At 50.4% G+C, this 16,631-nt stretch carries 15 protein-coding genes and 2 pseudogenes; 7 read left to right on the forward strand and 10 right to left on the reverse strand.

Features of this window, described 5'->3' with window-relative positions; all coding sequences use genetic code 11:
- Positions 1-20: 20 nt before the first annotated feature.
- From PS053_RS09060 to cysD, 4 genes are read right to left on the reverse strand one after another with little or no spacing between them, the layout of a single operon-like run.
- On the reverse strand, positions 21-344 hold the full coding sequence (locus PS053_RS09060) for a DUF3561 family protein (protein ID WP_001246114.1): 324 nt from the start codon (positions 342-344) through the stop codon (positions 21-23).
- Between the two features lie 49 nt (positions 345-393).
- Positions 394-999: an adenylyl-sulfate kinase gene (gene cysC / locus PS053_RS09065; RefSeq protein ID WP_256878896.1), complete on the reverse strand. Its 606-nt coding sequence runs from the start codon at positions 997-999 to the stop codon at positions 394-396.
- Positions 999-2,426 carry a sulfate adenylyltransferase subunit CysN gene (gene cysN / locus PS053_RS09070; protein ID WP_054412002.1) on the reverse strand — a complete coding sequence of 476 codons (1,428 nt, stop codon included), beginning with the start codon at positions 2,424-2,426 and terminating at the stop codon, positions 999-1,001. The genes cysC and cysN overlap by 1 nt, the downstream gene beginning before the upstream one ends.
- A 1-nt stretch (position 2,427) precedes the next feature.
- Positions 2,428-3,336, reverse strand: coding sequence for a sulfate adenylyltransferase subunit CysD (gene cysD / locus PS053_RS09075; protein ID WP_000372392.1), 909 nt, complete (start codon positions 3,334-3,336; stop codon positions 2,428-2,430).
- A gap of 253 nt (positions 3,337-3,589) precedes the next feature.
- On the opposite strand from cysD, the gene iap reads away from it, so the two are divergent.
- Complete coding sequence (gene iap / locus PS053_RS09080; RefSeq protein WP_256878880.1) at positions 3,590-4,627, forward strand: alkaline phosphatase isozyme conversion aminopeptidase; 1,038 nt, start codon at positions 3,590-3,592, stop codon at positions 4,625-4,627.
- Between the two features lie 125 nt (positions 4,628-4,752).
- On the opposite strand, the gene PS053_RS09085 is transcribed toward iap, so the two are convergent.
- The 4 genes from PS053_RS09085 to cysJ form a co-directional block, all read right to left on the reverse strand.
- Positions 4,753-4,905 (reverse strand): Hok/Gef family protein, encoded by a 153-nt coding sequence (locus PS053_RS09085; RefSeq protein ID WP_000956460.1) that lies wholly within the window; start codon positions 4,903-4,905, stop codon positions 4,753-4,755.
- A 263-nt stretch (positions 4,906-5,168) separates the two neighbouring features.
- Positions 5,169-5,903 (reverse strand): phosphoadenosine phosphosulfate reductase, encoded by a 735-nt coding sequence (gene cysH / locus PS053_RS09090; RefSeq protein ID WP_059216810.1) that lies wholly within the window; start codon positions 5,901-5,903, stop codon positions 5,169-5,171.
- Between the two features lie 179 nt (positions 5,904-6,082).
- A complete protein-coding gene (gene cysI, locus PS053_RS09095) occupies positions 6,083-7,795 on the reverse strand; it encodes an assimilatory sulfite reductase (NADPH) hemoprotein subunit (RefSeq protein WP_273774864.1) in 1,713 nt (570 codons plus the stop codon).
- The gene (cysJ, locus tag PS053_RS09100; RefSeq protein ID WP_256878879.1) at positions 7,795-9,594 is read right to left on the reverse strand and encodes an NADPH-dependent assimilatory sulfite reductase flavoprotein subunit; all 1,800 of its coding nucleotides are present in this window, start codon (positions 9,592-9,594) and stop codon (positions 7,795-7,797) included. The genes cysI and cysJ overlap by 1 nt, the downstream gene beginning before the upstream one ends.
- Positions 9,595-9,909: 315 nt before the next feature.
- Between cysJ and queD the strand changes: the two genes are divergently transcribed.
- Entirely contained in the window at positions 9,910-10,275 is a 366-nt protein-coding gene (gene queD / locus PS053_RS09105) for a 6-carboxytetrahydropterin synthase QueD (protein WP_072179105.1), read from the forward strand.
- A gap of 77 nt (positions 10,276-10,352) precedes the next feature.
- Positions 10,353-10,640: pseudogene (locus PS053_RS09110) on the forward strand (FAD-dependent oxidoreductase); the annotation flags it as partial.
- Between the two features lie 116 nt (positions 10,641-10,756).
- Here PS053_RS09110 and queE read toward each other — a convergent pair.
- Positions 10,757-11,428, reverse strand: a complete 672-nt coding sequence (queE, locus tag PS053_RS09115) for a 7-carboxy-7-deazaguanine synthase QueE (protein ID WP_001199973.1) — start codon at positions 11,426-11,428, stop codon at positions 10,757-10,759.
- A gap of 171 nt (positions 11,429-11,599) precedes the next feature.
- Between queE and PS053_RS09120 the strand changes: the two genes are divergently transcribed.
- The 4 genes and pseudogenes from PS053_RS09120 to PS053_RS09135 all read left to right on the forward strand — a co-directional run bounded on the left by PS053_RS09120 (position 11,600) and on the right by PS053_RS09135 (position 15,189).
- On the forward strand, positions 11,600-12,202 hold the full coding sequence (locus PS053_RS09120) for a LemA family protein (RefSeq protein WP_000472596.1): 603 nt from the start codon (positions 11,600-11,602) through the stop codon (positions 12,200-12,202).
- A gap of 13 nt (positions 12,203-12,215) precedes the next feature.
- Positions 12,216-12,887, forward strand: a pseudogene (locus tag PS053_RS09125) (TPM domain-containing protein); the annotation flags it as partial.
- Positions 12,888-13,132: 245 nt separating this feature from the next.
- Entirely contained in the window at positions 13,133-14,269 is a 1,137-nt protein-coding gene (locus PS053_RS09130) for a TPM domain-containing protein (protein WP_256878878.1), read from the forward strand.
- Complete coding sequence (locus PS053_RS09135) at positions 14,269-15,189, forward strand: TPM domain-containing protein (RefSeq protein ID WP_123057723.1); 921 nt, start codon at positions 14,269-14,271, stop codon at positions 15,187-15,189. Before PS053_RS09130 ends, PS053_RS09135 begins: the two co-directional genes overlap by 1 nt.
- Before the next feature lie 59 nt (positions 15,190-15,248).
- On the opposite strand, the gene eno is transcribed toward PS053_RS09135, so the two are convergent.
- Positions 15,249-16,547: a phosphopyruvate hydratase gene (eno, locus tag PS053_RS09140; protein WP_000036723.1), complete on the reverse strand. Its 1,299-nt coding sequence runs from the start codon at positions 16,545-16,547 to the stop codon at positions 15,249-15,251.
- Between the last annotated feature and the right edge of the window lie 84 nt (positions 16,548-16,631).

A 16,631-nucleotide genomic window follows, 5' to 3' on the forward strand; every position in this document is an offset into this window, starting at 1 on the left:
AGTAGACGGGAAAGAACAAATTAACCCAGTAGCCACATAAACAGTGCGCCGAACATAATGCCGACGGTCGCCAGGGTGAAAACAATACTGTAGCGTAATTTTCCGTCCATCAATGAATGCAGGGCAATCCCCACTACAACCGCGACGGGCATCAACGCCAGAAAGAAAGGCCAGGTGTAGATAAAAAAGAACAGCGTGTTAGAGCCATAAATCAACATTGGGATCGCCAACGCGCACAGCCACGATAAAAAACCGACCACTGCGCCTGGCAGCGACCATGTCGTTTCTTCGCCCTCGGTCAGGCTATCGCTATTTGTTAGTGTAATGTTATGGCTGTTACGCATATCTGATCCTGTTGCTTTGACGAACCGGGCATAAAAACCCGGTGGTGTCTCAGGATCTGATAATATCGTTCTGTCTCAGTAGATCTAATAATTGCTGAACCAAATTTGTTACTAATTGTTCACCATTCAGATGAATTTCTGCCGATTCAGGCGCTTCGTAAACCGAATCAATGCCGGTAAAATTATGTAGTTCCCCTGCACGCGCTTTCTTATATAAGCCTTTTGGATCACGGCTTTCACAAATCACCAGTGGCGTATCGACAAACACTTCGATAAAGCGCCCTTCTCCTACACGCTCGCGAACCATCTGGCGTTCTGCGCGATGCGGCGAGATAAACGCGGTCAGCACCACCAGCCCTGCTTCAACCATTAAATTCGCCACTTCACCGACGCGGCGGATATTTTCTTTACGATCGGCATCGCTGAAACCGAGATCGCTGCATAATCCGTGACGAACGTTGTCGCCATCCAGCAAATACGTACTGATGCCCAGTTTATGCAACGCCTCCTCCAGCGCTCCGGCGACTGTCGATTTCCCGGAACCAGAAAGGCCGGTAAACCACAGCACAACACCACGATGACCGTGGCGTTGCTCACGTTGTTGCACCGTGACCGGATGACTATGCCAGACGACGTTTTCGTCATGCTGCGCCATCATTTATCTCCCAGCAAATCGCGCGCGCCCCAGTGTGGGAAGTGACGACGAACCAGGGCGTTCAATTCCAGTTCGAATGCACTGAATTCAGATGGCGCAGCAGTTGCCTGGCTAACTGGCTCATGCACCATACCGGCACCTACGGTCACATTGCTCAGGCGATCGATAAAAATCAACCCACCAGTAACCGGGTTTTGCTGATAACGATCTAACACCAGTGGCTCATCAAAAGTGAGCGCCACCAGACCAATCCCATTCAGCGGCAGGTTCTCAACTTCACGCTGGGTAAGATTATTAATATCAACCTGATAGCGAATACTATCAACACGGGCGCGCGTCTTCTTACCGGCAATTTTTATGTCGTAACTCTGACCTGGGGAAAGCGGTTGTTCCGCCATCCATACCACATCTACCGACGCGCTCTGCACCGCCGGTAACGCGTCATCAGCCGCCAGCAACAGATCGCCACGGCTGATGTCAATCTCATCTGTCAGCACCAGAGTGATCGCTTCTCCGGCAAATGCTTCTTCACGATCGCCATCAAACGTGACGATCCGCGCGATGTTCGACGCCACGCCAGAGGGCAATACTTTGACACGTTGCCCGATTTTCACGCTGCCGGAGGCCAGCGTTCCGGCATAGCCACGAAAATCAAGATTCGGGCGATTAACGTACTGAACCGGAAAACGCATCGGCTGAGCATCCACCACTCGTTGAATCTCTACGGTTTCCAGCACTTCCAGCAGCGTCGGACCGCTGTACCACAGCATGCTTTCACTTTGCGAAGCCACGTTATCGCCTTCCAGCGCAGAGAGCGGCACAAAGCGGATATCCAGATTACCCGACAACTGTTCGGCGAAAGTCAGGTAATCTTCACGAATGCGGGTAAATGCCTCCTCACTGTAGTCCACCAGATCCATTTTGTTGATCGCCACCACCAGATGTTTGATCCCCAGCAGCGTGGAGATAAAACTGTGGCGACGGGTTTGATCGAGCACGCCTTTGCGGGCGTCGATCAATAAGATCGCCAGATCACACGTCGACGCGCCGGTCGCCATATTGCGGGTGTACTGCTCATGCCCTGGGGTGTCGGCGATAATAAATTTGCGCTTTTCAGTGGAGAAATAGCGGTAGGCCACGTCGATAGTAATACCCTGTTCGCGCTCAGCTTGCAGGCCATCCACCAACAGCGCCAGATCCAGTTTTTCGCCCTGAGTACCATGACGCTTACTGTCGTTATGTAGCGATGAGAGCTGATCTTCGTAGATTTGGCGGGTATCGTGCAACAGGCGACCAATCAGGGTGCTTTTGCCATCATCAACGCTGCCACAAGTCAGAAAACGCAGCAGGCTTTTATGTTGTTGCGCAATCATCCAGGCTTCAACGCCGCCTTCATTGGCGATTTGTTGTGCAAGTGCGGTGTTCATCTTAAAAATACCCCTGACGTTTTTTCAACTCCATAGACCCCGCCTGGTCGCGGTCAATTACGCGCCCCTGACGTTCGCTGGTGGTGGACACCAACATCTCTTCGATGATCTCCGGCAGCGTTTGCGCATTTGACTCCACCGCGCCGGTCAGCGGCCAGCAGCCCAGCGTGCGGAAGCGTACCATCCGTTTTTTAATCACTTCGCCAGGTTGCAGATCAATGCGATTGTCATCAATCATCATCAACATACCGTCGCGCTCCAGCACCGGGCGTTCAGCGGCGAGATACAGCGGAACAATATCGATATTTTCCAGCCAGATGTATTGCCAGATGTCCTGTTCGGTCCAGTTAGAGAGCGGGAAAACGCGGATGCTTTCGCCTTTGTTAATTTGTCCGTTGTAGTTGTGCCACAGCTCCGGGCGCTGGTTTTTCGGGTCCCAGCGATGAAAACGATCGCGGAAGGAATAGATACGTTCTTTGGCTCGCGACTTCTCTTCGTCGCGGCGCGCACCACCGAAGGCAGCATCAAAACCGTATTTATTCAACGCCTGTTTCAGACCTTCAGTTTTCATAATGTCAGTATGTTTGGCGCTGCCGTGCACGAACGGGTTAATCCCCATCGCCACGCCTTCTGGATTTTTATGCACCAGCAGTTCACAGCCGTAAGCCTTCGCCGTGCGATCGCGGAACTCATACATCTCGCGGAATTTCCAGCCGGTATCGACATGCAGCAGCGGGAAAGGTAGCGTACCCGGATAAAACGCCTTACGCGCCAGATGCAGCATGACGCTGGAATCTTTGCCGATAGAGTAGAGCATCACCGGATTCGAGAATTCTGCCGCCACCTCGCGAATGATGTGGATGCTTTCCGCCTCCAGTTGCCGCAGGTGGGTAAGTCGTTTTTGATCCATAACCGTTCCTTTGCAATACCGCTATTTTCTTGCCGTCAGATGTTTCTGACTATAGGGAGCGCGACAGGACGAATGAAATTACCAATTAGAATGAGTAGTTCCTTAACGGAATAACGATTTGGCAAAGCTAATATCAAAAAGTGCTTAAGACGCCGGATCACGGGCGTTTAGGAAGATTTGAAATTGTTTTAGCACAACAGCAGTTTCATACTATGGCGGTAAAAAAAATTTGCATGGTATTTAAGGACTCACTATGTTTTCCGCATTGCGCCACCGTATCGCTGTCCTGGCGCTCGGCGTTTGCTTTATTTTCCCCATACAAGCGTCGTCATCCAAACCTGGCGATTATGCCAATACTCAGGCGCGGCATATTGCCACTTTCTTTCCGGGACGAATGACCGGCACCCCCGCGGAAATGTTATCTGCCGACTATATCCGCCAACAGTTTCAGCAAATGGGCTATCGCAGCGATATTCGAACATTTAATAGCCGTTATATTTATACTTCTCGCGATAACCGTAAGAACTGGCATAACGTAACGGGAAGTACGGTGATTGCCGCCCATGAAGGTAAAGCGCCGCAGCAAATCATTATTATGGCGCACCTCGATACCTACGCCCCGCTGAGTGACGCTGATGCCGATGCTAATCTGGGTGGACTGACGTTACAGGGAATGGATGATAACGCCGCAGGTCTGGGAGTCATGCTGGAGTTGGCTGAACGCCTGAAAAATACGCCAACCGAATACGGTATTCGTTTTGTAGCAACCAGCGGCGAAGAGGAAGGAAAATTAGGCGCTGAGAATTTACTCAAGCGAATGAGTGAAGCCGAAAAGAAAAATACTCTACTGGTTATTAATCTCGATAACCTGATTGTAGGCGATAAGCTGTATTTCAATAGCGCCGTAAACACCCCGGAAGCAGTAAGGAAATTAACGCGCGACAGGGCGCTGGCAATTGCACGCAGCCATGGAATTGCCGCCGCCACAAATCCAGGTCTGAATAAAAATTATCCGAAAGGCACGGGATGTTGTAATGATGCAGAAGTTTTCGACAAAGCGGGTATTGCTGTACTTTCCGTTGAAGCGACAAACTGGAGTCTTGGAAATAAAGACGGCTATCAACAACGCGCAAAAACAGCAGCGTTCCCGAAGGGAAATAGCTGGCATGATGTAAGGCTGGATAATCAACAACATATTGATAAGGCGCTTCCAGGAAGAATAGAACGTCGCTGCCGTGACGTTATGCGGATAATGCTGCCACTGGTGAAGGAACTGGCAAAGGCGTCTTGATGAGTTTGAAATGATTACTCCTGCGCCTACAGGAATCTATGCCATCTGAAACAGAGAATAAAAAAAGGGTGCAGGAGACCAAACCATCACAATTCAATACGCGAGGTTTTACCCCCGCGTGATGGCTACTTCTTCGATTCGTAAGCGAGAACTGCCTTAAACTCCATACCACGTTCTCTGATACTCAACTCACACAGCGAGTCGCCTACCATCAGCGTGAATCCCAGCACCGTGAAACACAGCACTATGATTGCCACAAGGGCATATTTTGTCAGCATGTCTTGCCTCCCTGCAAAGAAGAGACTAACATCCGAATTGCGACGTTCGAACGTAGGCCTCAGGTTGATAGAAATATCGCCTGGGGCTTTTGTCCATCTGGAACCTCGCGAATGCTTAACGCCAGACAGCCTCAAGCACCCAACGCCATTCTATACCTGTTGATTTTCCCTGCGATGTTCACCTTTAAATGCCGGAATGCTACTCGCAAAATAAAAACGCCCCCATCATTTCTGACAGAGGCGTTTATTTTATCCGGCAATATTTACCCTTCGTGCAGCCCACATTCCCTTTTTAAGCCAAAGAAACGCGTTTCTTCTTCCGCCATACCAGGTTCCCATTTACGGGTTGTATGGGTATCACCAACCGATAAATATCCTTCGTCCCATAATGGGTGATATTTCAGGCCATGTTTTTGCAGGTACTGATAAATAGTTCGGTTATCCCAGTCGATAATCGGCAGCACTTTAAATACGCCACGCTGAATTGCCAGCACCGGTAAATTGGCGCGGCTGCCGGATTGTTCGCGGCGCAGGCCAGCAAACCACGTTTGCACGTTCAATTCTTTCAGCGCCCGGTTCATCGGTTCGACTTTATTGATGTCATTGTACTTTTCAATGCCTTCAACGCCCTGCTCCCACAGTTTGCCGTAGCGAGCTTCCTGCCAGGCGGCGCTTTCGGTAGCACGGTATACTTTCAGGTTGAGCTTGAGTTTGTCCGTTAACTCATCAATAAAGCGGTAGGTTTCCGGGAACAAATATCCCGTATCGGTGAGGATCACCGGAATATCCGGGCGAATCTGATTCACCAGATGCAGGCTCACCGCCGCCTGAATACCGAAGCTGGAAGAAAGCACATATTCACCGGGAAGATTTTCCAGCGCCCAGGCAACGCGGCCTTCAGCGTCCAGTTTTTCAAGCTCGGCGTTGGTTTGAGCCAGCGCCAGAATGCTTTCAACCTTCGGCAGTTCGCTCAGGGCGTTTAGATCGAGTTTGGGCATAGGTTCCTCACTGTTTGCCTTGCCTGATGCGACGCTTACGCGTCTTATCAGGCCTACAAAATCGTGCTGCTCCGTAGGCCGGATAAGGCGTTTACGCCGCATCCGGCAAAAGCAGCCACAGTGCCTGATGGCGCTTCGCTTATCAGGCCTACAAAACCGGGCAGAGGCGGTAATTCAAGTTAATCCCACAAATCGCGCGCCGGATCGAGCACCGGGCGAATGATGCCCGCACGCACCGTAAAGTCGCCGAAGCCTTCACCCGCTTCGCGCTCTTTCGCCCAGCGCCCTATCAGTTCATCAAGCGACGCCAGGATTTCCGGCTCGGTGATGTTTTCTTTATACATCCGTGGGATACGTGTCCCAATACGGTTGCCGCCGAGATGCAGGTTGTAGCGACCCGGCGCTTTACCCACCAGGCCCACTTCCGCCAGCATCGCGCGACCACAACCGTTCGGGCAACCTGTTACACGCATCACGATATGCTCATCGCTGACACCATGTTTCGCCATTAAATTATCGATATTGTCGATAAAAGACGGCAGGAAACGCTCCGCTTCCGCCATCGCCAGCGGGCAAGTCGGGAATGACACGCAGGCCATTGCGTTTTCACGCTGCGGCGTGACGGCATTCATTAACCCGCTCTGTTTGGCGATCTTCTCGATCTTCGCTTTCTCGCTTTCCGGCACTCCGGCGATGATCAGATTCTGGTTCGCCGTAATGCGGAAATCACCTTTGTGGATCTTCGCGATCTCCAGTAAGCCGGTTTTCAACGGGCGCCCTGGATAATCAAGAATTCGACCATTTTCGATAAACAGCGTCAGGTGCCAGTTGTCATCAATGCCCTTAACCCAGCCAATACGATCGCCGCGTCCGGTAAACTCATACGGGCGAATCGGTTCAAATTTGATCCCCGCGCGACGTTCCACTTCTGCTTTAAACGTCTCAACACCCACGCGCTCCAGCGTGTATTTGGTTTTGGCGTTTTTACGGTCAGTACGATTACCCCAGTCACGCTGAGTGGTAACGACCGCTTCCGCCACCGCCAGCGTATGCTCCAGCGGCAGATAACCAAACTCGCTCGCGGTGCGCGCGTAGGTTTTCTTGTTGCCGTGTTCGATAGAAAGCCCACCGCCCACCAGCAAGTTAAAGCCTACCAGCTTGCCGTTTTCAGCAATTGCCACGAAGTTCATGTCGTTGGCGTGCAGATCGATATCGTTCTGCGGCGGGATCACAACCGTCGTTTTGAACTTACGCGGCAGGTAGGTCTGACCGAGGATTGCTTCTTCATCAGTAGTGGCGATTTTCTCCTGATCGAGCCAGATCTCTGCATACGCGCGAGTACGCGGCAGCAGATGTTCAGAGATTCTCTTCGCCCATTCGTAGGCTTCCGCGTGCAGCTGTGACTCGAACGGGTTCGAGGTACACAGCACGTTACGGTTCATGTCGTTGGCGGTGGCCAGCGCGTCAAGACCGACCGAGTGCAGCATCTGGTGTGCCGGTTTGACGTTCTTTTTCAGAATACCGTGGAACTGGAACGTCTGACGGTTGGTCAGGCGGATGCTACCGTAAATGGTGTTTTCCACCGCAAATTTGTCGATCGCCTGCCACTGTTTGGTGGTGATAACGCCCCCCGGCAGACGGCAACGTAGCAGCATCGCATGGCGCGGTTCCAGCTTCTGTTCGGCGCGTTCAGCGCGGATGTCGCGGTCATCCTGCTGATACATACCGTGGAAACGGATCAGCAGGAAGTTATCGCCCTTAAAGCCGCCTGTCAGGCCGTCGTTTAAATCTTCCGCAATGGTGCCGCGCAGGTAGTTACTTTCAAGCTTCATGCGCTCGGCGTCTGTCAGTTTTCCTTCGACCACCAAAGGCCCTGGATGTTTTTCGCTCATTAGTAGACATCTCGCTGATAACGGCGCTCTACGCGCAGCTCACTTAAAAATTCATCCGCCGCTTCGGTGTCCATGCCACCAAACTCGGCAATCACTTCCAGAAGTGCCTGCTCAACGTCTTTCGCCATGCGATTAGCGTCGCCGCAGACATAAATGTGGGCACCGTCATTGATCCAGCGCCACAGCTCCACACCCTGTTCGCGCAGTTTGTCTTGTACGTAAACTTTTTCTTGTTGATCGCGCGACCAGGCAAGATCGATACGCGTTAGCACGCCTTCTTTGACGTAACGCTGCCATTCCAGCTGGTAGAGGAAATCTTCGGTGAAGTGCGGATTGCCAAAGAACAGCCAGTTTTTACCCGGCGCTTCGTCGGCAGCGCGCTGCTGCATAAAGGCGCGAAATGGCGCGATACCGGTGCCTGGGCCAATCATAATCACTGGGGTTTCCGGGTTCGCTGGCAGTCGGAAGTTGTCGTTATGTTCGATAAACACGCGGACTTCCCCTTCTTCTCCCACACGGTCTGCGAGGAAGCTGGAGGCACCGCCAGCACGGGCGCGGCCTTCCACGTCATAACGCACCACGCCAACGGTGACGTGAACTTCGTTCTCGACTTCCGCCTGCGAGGAGGCGATGGAGTACAGGCGCGGGGTCAGCGGGCGCAGCAGGTTAATCAGCGCTTCGGCATCCAGTTGTGCCGGAGAGAAACGCACCATGTCGACAATCGGCGTCGTCGCGGCGTAATGCTGTAACTTCGCTTTATTGCCCACCAGAGGTAGCAGCGTTTCGCTGCGGGTAAGCGTGGCGTAGTTCTCAACAATATTCGCGGTGTTGACGGTCAGCTCGAAGTACCATTGTAGCGCCTCGTTCAGCGGTAGCGTTTTGCCATCAACGGTGACGGGTTCATCGCCTTTCAGCCACAGCAATTCAACAAGTTCTTTCACCAGTGCCGGATCGTTCTGATACCAGACGCCCAGCGCGTCACCCGGCTGGTAACGCAGGCCCGAGTCACCTAAATCAATTTCGATATGGCGAACGTCTTTTTCAGAGTTGCGTCCGGTAATTTTCTGGTTAACCGAAAGGCTTGCCGCCAGCGGCGCGTCTTTACTGTACGGGCTGGTGTGGATTTCATTTACCGCGCCAGTAGCGACGGATTGCGAAGACGCCGCGACAGGCGCGCGCGATTTAAGAACATCGACCACACGGACGCGCCATTCGCTGGCCGCCGCCTGATATTCAACGTCAGCATCGACACGGTCGAGCAGGCGTTCACCGCCCAGTTCCGCCAGCCTGCTATCGAAATCTTTCCCGGACTGGCAGAAAAATTCATAAGAGCTATCGCCGAGGCTAAACACGGCAAACGCGGTGTTTTCCAGTTTTGGCGCTTTTCTGGAGAACAAAAACTTGTGTAACGCAACGGCTTCTTCCGGCGGTTCCCCTTCCCCTTGTGTTGAGGTCACCACGATAAGCAGTTTTTCACTGGCGATTTGTTTGAATTTATAGTCGCCCGCGTTCACCAGCTTAACGTTCAGTTTTGCCGCTAATAAGTCATCACGTAACGCTTCGGCGACCCGACGCGCATTGCCGGTTTGCGAGGCGGAAATAAGGGTAATACCCGACATTTCTGCGGCGGCAACTGACGTCGCTGCAAGCACAGCAGGTTGCTGGTTGAGCACGCCCCAGAAATAGCCAGAAACCCAGGCAAGCTGAGTGGGCGTTAAATCGGTCGTGGCCGCCTGAAGGCGTGCCAGTTGCTCCGGGTTCAACGGAAGCAACGCGGAAGGTGGGACCTGTGTCGTCATGCGTCGTTATGTTCCAGTAAGCAAAGCTGTTTATCGGCCCTGTCAGCGCCCATAAAACAGAAGAGAAGGTAAGGTTAACGGGGCGAACGGTGTGGATTAAAGACGGGATAGCGATAACTAATAACCAAATCGACTAACCTGTTTTAGCAATAGTCGCTAACAACAAAATGGATTTATTAACAGCATGATAATTAAAAGAATATCGCCAACCATTAAGATAAACAGGCCATTTTGCGCAACAAAGTCGTTTTAGATAATGCGAAAAAACAGGCTTTCCGGTACTCTACGGCGGTTTTGTCGTCCTGTAGAGAAATTATGATGTCCACCACGTTATTTAAAGATTTCACCTTCGAAGCCGCTCACCGCTTGCCACACGTCCCGCAAGGGCATAAATGTGGTCGCCTGCACGGGCACTCTTTTATGGTGCGCCTGGAAATTACAGGGGAAGTCGATCCACATACGGGCTGGATCATCGATTTCGCTGAACTGAAAGCGGCGTTTAAACCGACCTACGATCGCCTCGATCATCATTATCTCAATGAGATCCCTGGCCTGGAAAACCCGACCAGCGAAGTTTTAGCAAAATGGATTTGGGATCAGGTAAAACCCGTTGTGCCGCTGTTAAGCGCGGTAATGGTGAAAGAAACCTGCACCGCAGGCTGCATCTATCGCGGCGAATGATAAGAGTGTGTCGGCGGTCAATTTCCCTTAAGTAACGCTATGTTAGGGTGTTGCGCTCTGGATCTCTGGGGCATGACATGGAAGACGACTGCGACATTATTATTATCGGTGCCGGAATTGCGGGCACCGCCTGCGCGTTGCGCTGCGCGCGAGCGGGTTTATCCGTTCTGTTACTGGAACGTGCTGAAATCCCCGGCAGCAAAAACCTTTCCGGCGGGCGTTTATATACCCATGCGCTCGCGGAACTCCTCCCCCAATATCACCTGACCGCACCTCTTGAGCGACGTATCACTCACGAAAGCCTTTCCCTGTTAACACCCGATAGCACAACAACGTTTTCCAGCTTACAGCCTGGCGGTGAATCCTAGAGCGTCTTGCGCGCCCGTTTCGATCCGTGGCTGGTTGCCGAAGCCGAAAAAGAATATAAATGAGTGGAAGTTTTTACAGGTTCCACCCATTTATAACGCTTATAAATGTTTAATCAGGCAATATTTAAATATTTATGTGTTTGCATCGACAAACGCCAGTTACGCGCAATGCAGGTTTCAATGCACAAACGTGTGGCATCATCCTTTTGGCTAATCGGCTGCAGTGCAATGACTCGTGGTTTATCATCGGTCAGCGTTGCCAATAGCTCATCCAGCGCTTCGATGTCACGAACACGCCCAACAGGATGTTTAATTTCGTTAGCGCGCTCCAGTGCCTGCGACAAGACTTCATAGCCGCCGCGCATATTCAGTTTTGGCGAAACAGTAACCCAGGTATTCGGTGTGCAACGTACTTCGTGAGTGCCGCTGGTTTCTATCTGACAGCTAAAACCGTTTTTTTCAAGCAAATCCGTCAGAGGCAGTAAATCATGAATGCAGGGTTCACCACCGGTAATCACCACGTGACGTGCGGTGTATCCCTGACGACCAATGACTGCCAGCAAATCTTCACTGCTCGCCGCCCCCCACTTATCACTCTCTTTCGTTTTCGCCAGAATACTGAAAAGAGAAACTTCCCGATCCTCAAGCTTTTCCCACGTGTGTTTGGTATCACACCAGGCACAGCCGACCGGGCATCCCTGTAAACGAATAAAAATGGCGGGGACGCCGGTAAAGTAACCCTCACCTTGCAGGGTCTGGAACATCTCGTTAATCGGGTACTGCATAGCATTCTCTGTAAAGTGGATAATTGTTAATTATTGCAGATCCTGCCAAAACAATCATGTCTTATTAACATTCTGTTACATGCAGCTTTAAGGTAAAAAGCGGCTCAGATCATAAAGAATAAAATGAAGCGGCGTATTATGTCTTGAGGAATTTAAAAAAGGGATTTATATATGTTCAAAATATTCATTATATTTATGCTTATTTTCAATTTATCAGGTTGCGGTTATAACGATATTCAGACCTATGATGAGCAAGTCAATGCATCCTGGTCAGAAGTATTAAATCAATATCAGCGTCGCGCCGATCTTATTCCCAATCTTGTCGCCAGTATTAAAGGTTATTCCAGCCATGAAAAAGAAGTACTGGAAGCCGTAACATTGGCGCGTAGTCAGGCTAACCGCGCCAGTAATGACTTACAACAGGCCCCAGGGGATGAGCAAAAACTACAAGCCTGGCAACAAGCTCAGGCGCAGGTATCCCGTACTCTCGGTCAGTTAACGATTATTAGTGAGCGTTATCCTGAATTAAAGGCCCAGGAACTTTATCAGAATTTAATGGTACAACTCGAAGGAAGTGAAAATCGAATAGCTGTCGCACGAGGAAGATATATTAAAGCCATTGAGCAATATAATGTCACGATCCGCAAATTTCCCGCTGTATTAACTGCAAAAGTAATGGATTACACACCAAAGAAAAATTATTTACCGGATGATGTCGCCGCTGTTAGCAAAGCGCCGACAATTGATTTTAGCCAGAGTGCTAATGCTCATTAAATGAGGAAGCCCTATGCGTATTTTTATTTTTCTTCTGGCTTTCTTCTGTTCATCTGCGTTTGCCACGCAAACTCCAGTACCTGAATTACCCAGGTATGTGAATGACTTAACCGACACATTGACGAACAGTGAAGTAAATGCCCTGACCCGTCAGATAAAAACCCTGGCGCAGGAAAAGCAGGCGCAGGTGGTTGTGTTAGTGGTTGAAACGACGGGCGACGAAACTATAGAGCAGTATGCAACGCGGGTATTCGATAGCTGGAAACCGGGTGATAAAAACCGCGATGATGGCGTTCTGCTGTTAGTTGCCTGGCAGGATCATTCTGTGCGTATTGAAATCGGCTACGGACTGGAAGGCGTTATTACAGATGCACAGTCCGGGCAAATTATTCGTAAAAGCATCATTCCAGCATTTAAAAACGGCGACCTGGCAGGCGGCTTGCAAAAGGGAATAAGCGATATTGAAAGTCGTCTGGCGGGGAATAATTTAGCAACGATAACACCGGCCGATCACCCTTTGCCCTTTAGCGGTTGGTGGGCTTTATTAGTCTGGGCGATAGTACTGACGTTTATTGCTGCCAGAGGATATGTCAAAACGCTGGGACTGATTTGCTTCGTAGCTATTGTTCTGGCCTTTGTTTTACCTATAGCAGGCTTCAGCGGAAGTTGGGGAGTGCTCATAACATTGCTCTGCTTTGCTACGCCATTCCTGGCTGTCGCCATCGCTTTTACCCCCTTCGGCAAAAAGGTTCGGGATTCGATGCGTAATGCCAGCCAGCCATCACGCGAGGGAAGAAGCCGTTCATCCTCCTGGCATTCGTCGTCATCATCTTCCTCGTCATCCTCCTTTGACAATGATCATTTCAGTGGCGGCGGCGGTTCATCAGGTGGCGGCGGCGCATCAGGGCGCTGGTAACAAAAGGAATTGAAATGCGTATTTTTCTCTTACTGCTGATGCTATGCGGTTTTCCCGTATCCGCTGAACAAACATCTTCTGTAACCGACTTAACCGGGATGTTAACGACAGAAGAACAAACCGTCTTAACTCAACAATTACAGACACTTGAGCAACAAAATCACGTCCAGGTTGCTGTTTTGGTAACGCCAACCACTGAAGGTAAAAGCATTAAACTGGCGGCCTCCCAGGCGTACGGGTTATATCACTGGAAACCTACCGAAGGGCAAAGATATGGAGAAGGTATCTTAGTCATGGTTATGTGGCCGAAGCGACAGGTAGCATTAAAGATGGGCCCAGGCCTTGAAGAGATACTGCCACCAGAGCAAGCCGCGCAAATTATTCGCTACCGAATGCAATCGGAGTTTGAAAAAAACAATCTCTTCGCCGGGTTAACGCGTGGAATTGAGGGCATTGCCCTGTTTACGCATACCAAAGCCAGTCTCAGCCCACTGGATGCTCTGGCAAATCATCTGTTTGCTAATCCGCAACGCTCGCTGCCGTGTCTTGCCTGGACATTGCTGATGATCGTTGCCATCGTTGTCCTCTGGCGATTTACCCGCCGTCCAGGGCCTGGCATATGGATGATATCGATGATTACTCCCATGGTCTGGTTTTTCTTCTTTCAGGACGATGTCATCATTCGGCGGGTATCGATCGTTTGTTTCAGTTTATTTTTCGCCGCAATCTGCTGGCAGCGTCTCACGGTAATTTTTCATATGTGTCGCGCATTTCCTATGACGCAGGCACCCAAAAATAAAAACACTAAAATGAAGAACCCCCAGCAGATTCCTGAATCAGGACGAAATTCATTGCTTGTCGTGCTGCTGATAATTGTTGTGGGATGGAGTCTGGTATTCGCCAGTAATAAAGATATTGCATTAATATCAACAATTATTGGGCTAATTGATTATTTTATCGGCCCAATCACCGTTGCTGGCATCGTTCTGCTGATCATTATGGCCATATTTACCGGCAATCTTAAACTGGAATCAGGACATAAAAGCAACAGGAAAATGGGGAGTCGTAATGCTCATTCTCGCTCTTCGTCGGGAAATTCTTTCCGCGGCGGTGGCGGTTCTTCAGGAGGCGGCGGCGCGTCCGGCCGTTAGTGATCGTTATGCGTTTAATCCTTTTTCTCCTCACTTTGTGGTGCTTTCCGGTGGTTGCCCAGCAAATGGCTGTACCGGAGTTGCGCCAACAGGTGACCGATATTACCGGTACATTAAACACGTCTGAACAGCAATCACTGACACAACAGCTGCAGGATATTACACATAAAACACAGGCACAGGTCGCCGTATTAATAGTGCCGTCCACCGGTGACGATACCATTGAACAATATGCAACACGCGTTTTTGATAGCTGGAAACTGGGAGATAAGCAGCGAAACGATGGTATTTTACTTCTGGTTGCCAGGGAAGATCATACTGTTCGTATAGAAGTGGGCTATGGGCTGGAAGGGGTGGTTACTGACCTGCGAGCAGCGAAGATTATCAATGATATATTGATCCCTGCCTTCAAAAGCGATGACCTTATGGGTGGATTAACACTGGCAAGCGAAAATATTGGCGCACTTCTGTTGAATGGTGAATTGCCAGAAGATAGAGGAAATTATTACCGTATTAATCCCCCTATTCCATTATCGCTTGCTGTAATTCTTTTGCTGGCAGTACTTTCATACTTTATTGTTTTTACCGATCCATCGAATCTACTATGGATAGCACTCACTGGCGCAATTTACGGGATGGTATTCCTCTATGTTGCCGAACCTGGACCATGGACCTCTTTAATCGTTGCTTGCGGTATGTTAACGCCTTTCGCGATCATAGCGTTGCTTATCTTTTGGCTTATCGTTAATAAAAAACTACGCGCCAAATACAAGAAACTCGGTAAAGAAAGAGCTTCAAGAAAAAGTTCTTCTTCATCCTCTTCCGGTGGAGGCTCAAGTGGTGGTGGGTTTAGCGGCGGAGGTGGATTTAGCGGCGGTGGCGGTTCTTCAGGAGGCGGCGGCGCGTCCGGTCGCTGGTAACTCAACCATAAAAAATGCCAGCCCGAAGGCTGGCATTTTTAAATCAGATAAAGTCAGACTTATGCCTGGCCTTTGATCTCTTTACGACCGTTGTACGGTGCTTTTTCGCCCAGAGCTTCTTCGATACGAATCAGCTGGTTGTATTTAGCAACACGGTCAGAACGGCTCATAGAACCAGTTTTGATCTGGCCTGCAGCGGTACCAACAGCCAGGTCAGCAATGGTAGCGTCTTCAGTTTCGCCAGAACGGTGAGAGATAACTGCAGTGTAACCAGCATCTTTAGCCATCTTGATTGCAGCCAGAGTTTCGGTCAGAGAGCCGATCTGGTTGAATTTGATCAGGATAGAGTTAGCGATGCCTTTTTCGATACCTTCTTTCAGGATCTTGGTGTTGGTTACGAACAGGTCGTCACCAACCAGCTGGATTTTGTCGCCCAGTACTTTGGTCTGGTATGCGAAACCGTCCCAGTCAGACTCGTCCAGACCGTCTTCAATAGAAACGATCGGGTACTGTTTGGTCAGTTCTTCTAGGAAGTGAGTGAATTCTTCAGAGGTGAACGCTTTGTTGCCTTCGCCAGCCAGAACGTATTTACCGTCTTTGTAGAATTCAGACGCTGCGCAGTCCATCGCCAGAGTGATGTCTTTGCCCAGTTCATAGCCAGCCGCTTTAACAGCTTCAGCGATAACAGCCAGAGCTTCAGCGTTGGAACCCAGGTTCGGCGCATAGCCACCTTCGTCACCAACAGCAGTGTTCATGCCTTTCGCTTTCAGAACTTTTGCCAGGTGATGGAAAACTTCAGAACCCATACGAATGGCTTCTTTCACAGTTTTCGCGCCAACCGGCTGAATCATGAATTCCTGGATATCAACGTTGTTGTCAGCGTGCTCACCACCGTTGATGATGTTCATCATCGGAACCGGCATGGAGTATTTGCCCGGAGTGCCGTTCAGTTCAGCGATGTGCTCGTACAGCGGCATACCTTTAGCCGCTGCAGCAGCTTTGGCGTTAGCCAGAGATACAGCCAGGATTGCGTTTGCGCCGAATTTAGATTTGTTTTCGGTGCCGTCCAGGTCGATCATGATCTTGTCAATGCCAGCCTGATCTTTGGCATCTTTGCCAATCAGCGCCTGAGCGATCGGACCATTAACCGCAGCAACAGCTTTGGTTACGCCTTTGCCCAGGAAACGGGATTTGTCACCATCGCGCAGTTCCAGTGCTTCACGGGAGCCAGTAGAAGCGCCTGATGGAGCAGCTGCCATACCGACGAAACCACCCTCCAGGTGTACTTCGGCTTCAACAGTCGGGTTACCACGGGAGTCGATGATTTCACGACCGATGATTTTTACGATTTTGGACATTAGGTTTTCCTCAAGTCACTAGTTAAACTGAAACTCCAGACAAACAACGCGTACCCTGGGTACGCGTTGCCGTTCTAACTTTTT

The organism is Escherichia albertii (assembly GCF_028622335.1).
GTDB lineage: Bacteria > Pseudomonadota > Gammaproteobacteria > Enterobacterales > Enterobacteriaceae > Escherichia > Escherichia albertii.